Raw genomic sequence first — 2,766 nt, 5'->3', positions numbered from 1 at the left:
TATGACTATAGGCTTAAAAGAAGAAAAAATAATTGATAGTAGCAAGATACTAAGTTATTTTAAAAGTGAAACAGCTAGGTTTCTATATAAAGCTTTTGTAGAAAATCTTATAAAGAATAATTTTTCTGAGGAGGAGAAAGAAATTGGCATCATCAGTTAAAAGTTTTGCTATATCTGGTATAGATGCTTATGTTGTAAATATTGAAAGTGATACTATATATGGTCAGCCCTCTGTAACTATAGTTGGTCTTGGAGATGCTGCAATAAAAGAAGCAAGGCAAAGATTAGAGGCAGCTATAAATCATGAAAATTATGATTTTCCCAAAATGAAGGTAGTTATAAATTTGGCTCCAGGGGATATAAAGAAAAGTGGATCGCATTTTGATTTAGGAATGGCAATAGGAATACTAATTCAAACTAATCAGATAACTATAAGTGAAATTAATACTTTTGGATTTATTGGGGAATTATCTTTAAATGGTGAGTTAAGACCTTGTTCTGGAATACTACCAATGGCAATAGAAGCAAAAAAGAAGGGAATAAATAATTTAATTGTACCTAAGGATAATTTGCAAGAAGCTTCATTAGTTAGTGATATAAATATTTTTGCATTTGAGACACTAATTGATGTAGTTAAATTTCTAGAAGGTACATCTACATATAATAATTTTTTAGAGATATATAAGGAGAATCATAAAATAAGCAGAGATTACCTTTTAGATTTTGAAGATGTTCAGGGGCAAGACTCTCTTATAGAATATATTGTTGTATCTGCTGCTGGTGGTCATAATATAATTATGTCAGGTTCACCAGGCTGCGGAAAATCTATGATAGCTAAAAGAATTCCAACTATTTTACCAATGATGACTGAAAGGGAAGCCTTAGAAGTAACTAAAATTTATAGTGTTGCAGGACTTTTAAAAAACAAGGGAACCTTAATAACAGAAAGACCATTTAGAGCCCCTCATCATAATGCATCTATGAATGCTTTAATTGGGGGCGGTAATAACGCAATGCCAGGTGAAATATCTTTAGCACATAATGGTGTCTTATTTCTGGATGAAATAGCTGAATTTAGCAGAAGAACTTTAGATGCGTTAAGACAGCCTATGGAAGACGGGGTAGTTACGGTTTCAAGAGTAAAATATACTAATTCATATCCAGCAAGTTTTATGATAGTAGCAGCTATGAATCCTTGTCCTTGTGGCTATTATGGTGATAGCAGATGTAAATGCACAGACTATGAAATTTTAAAATATAGACAAAAAATATCAGGGCCTATTTTAGATAGAATAGATATTCAAAAATATGCCCAGCCAGTAGATTTTATGGAATTATCTAATTACTCTAATGGAAAAACTTCGAAAGAATTAAGAGAAAGGGTAGAAAGAGCAAGGTTTATTCAAGTTAAAAGATTTAGAAGACTTGATAAAATAAATTGTAATGCAGAAATGACTCCTGCAATGATAAAAGAGTTTTGCGCTTTAGATGAAGATTGCAATAGGCTTATTCAGCTAGCTTATGAGAGATTTAGATTTAGTGCAAGATCTTATCACAAGTATTTAAAGGTTGCTAGAACCTTCGCAGATATGGATGAATCAAAAAATATAAGAAAAGAAGATATTATTAAAGCTCTTATGTCAAGGGATTTAGATAAGGAACAGGCAAATATGATTGTAGTATAAAGTAAAAATTTTATATAGGGGAATATATGAAAGAAAATTATTTATATTGGATTTGGTTAAATGAAATAAAAGGAATTGGGCCTATTATAGCTAGAAGGTTAATAGATAATTTCCACTTTCCAGAAAATATTTATGATGCGCCGAAAGAAATGCTGCTATCTATTCAAGGAGTAGGGGAGAGTCTAGCTGAAAATATAGTAAGAAGCAAGAGTCTAGAGAAAGCTAATTCAATTTTGGATAAATGTGAAAGAGACAAGATAAGGATAATAAATTATAAGGACGAAAAGTTTCCTTATAGTCTAAATAATTATTCTAATATGCCTATTTTACTTTACTATAAAGGAAGTCTATGGAATAACTTAGAGAGTGTAGCAATAGTTGGCTCCAGAAGGTGTACTAATTATGGTAAGCAAATTACAGTTGAAGCAGCAACATATTTAGCTAGAAATGGGATACCAGTAATAAGCGGCATGGCAAAGGGAATTGATAGCTATGCTCATACAGCTTGCATAAAAGCTGCAGGGAATACAGTAGCTTTTTTAGGGTGTGGGGTAGATATATGTTATCCAAAAGAACATGCTGGGCTTATGGAACAAATAATTGCAAATGGAGCAGTAGTTTCAGAATATCCACCAGGAACCATGCCAAGCACACATAATTTTCCTAGAAGAAACAGACTTATAAGTGCTTGTTCTAAAAAAGTTCTAATTGTAGAAGCAGGAGAAAATAGTGGCGCTTTAATAACTGCTAAATATGCAAGAGAACAAAACAAGCAAATATACGCTGTTCCAAATAATGTCTATTTAAAAGAAAGTAAAGGCACAAATAAACTTATAGCTGAAGGTGCAAAAATATATTTAACTCCTAAACAACTGTTAATAGAAAATAATAATATTAATTATAGTAGCAATCATATAATTGAACAAAGCTTTGGTAAAATGGAGTATGAAATTTTCAATATAATAAGAAATAAACCAAGCACAATAGATGAAATAATAATTATTTTAAATAAAGATATATCTTTATTGTTTGATATATTACTTTCAATGGAGTTAGAAGGAAAGATATATCAAAAAGCAAA

2 protein-coding genes are annotated in these 2,766 nt (G+C 30.9%); both read left to right on the top strand.

Going from position 1 to position 2,766, the window contains the following annotated elements; genetic code table 11:
* Positions 1 to 143 precede the first annotated feature (143 nt).
* On the top strand, positions 144 to 1,685 hold the full coding sequence (locus tag A500_RS00025) for a YifB family Mg chelatase-like AAA ATPase (protein WP_016205551.1): 1,542 nt from the start codon (positions 144 to 146) through the stop codon (positions 1,683 to 1,685).
* Positions 1,686 to 1,711: 26 nt separating this feature from the next.
* Positions 1,712 to 2,766 (top strand): DNA-processing protein DprA (dprA, locus tag A500_RS00020; RefSeq protein WP_016205550.1); only part of this gene is annotated, 1,055 nt, incomplete at its 3' end.

Origin of the sequence: Clostridium sartagoforme AAU1 (assembly GCF_000401215.1) — a bacterium.
GTDB lineage: Bacteria > Bacillota > Clostridia > Clostridiales > Clostridiaceae > Clostridium > Clostridium sartagoforme.
This window is presented reverse-complemented; position numbering and strand designations above follow the sequence as displayed.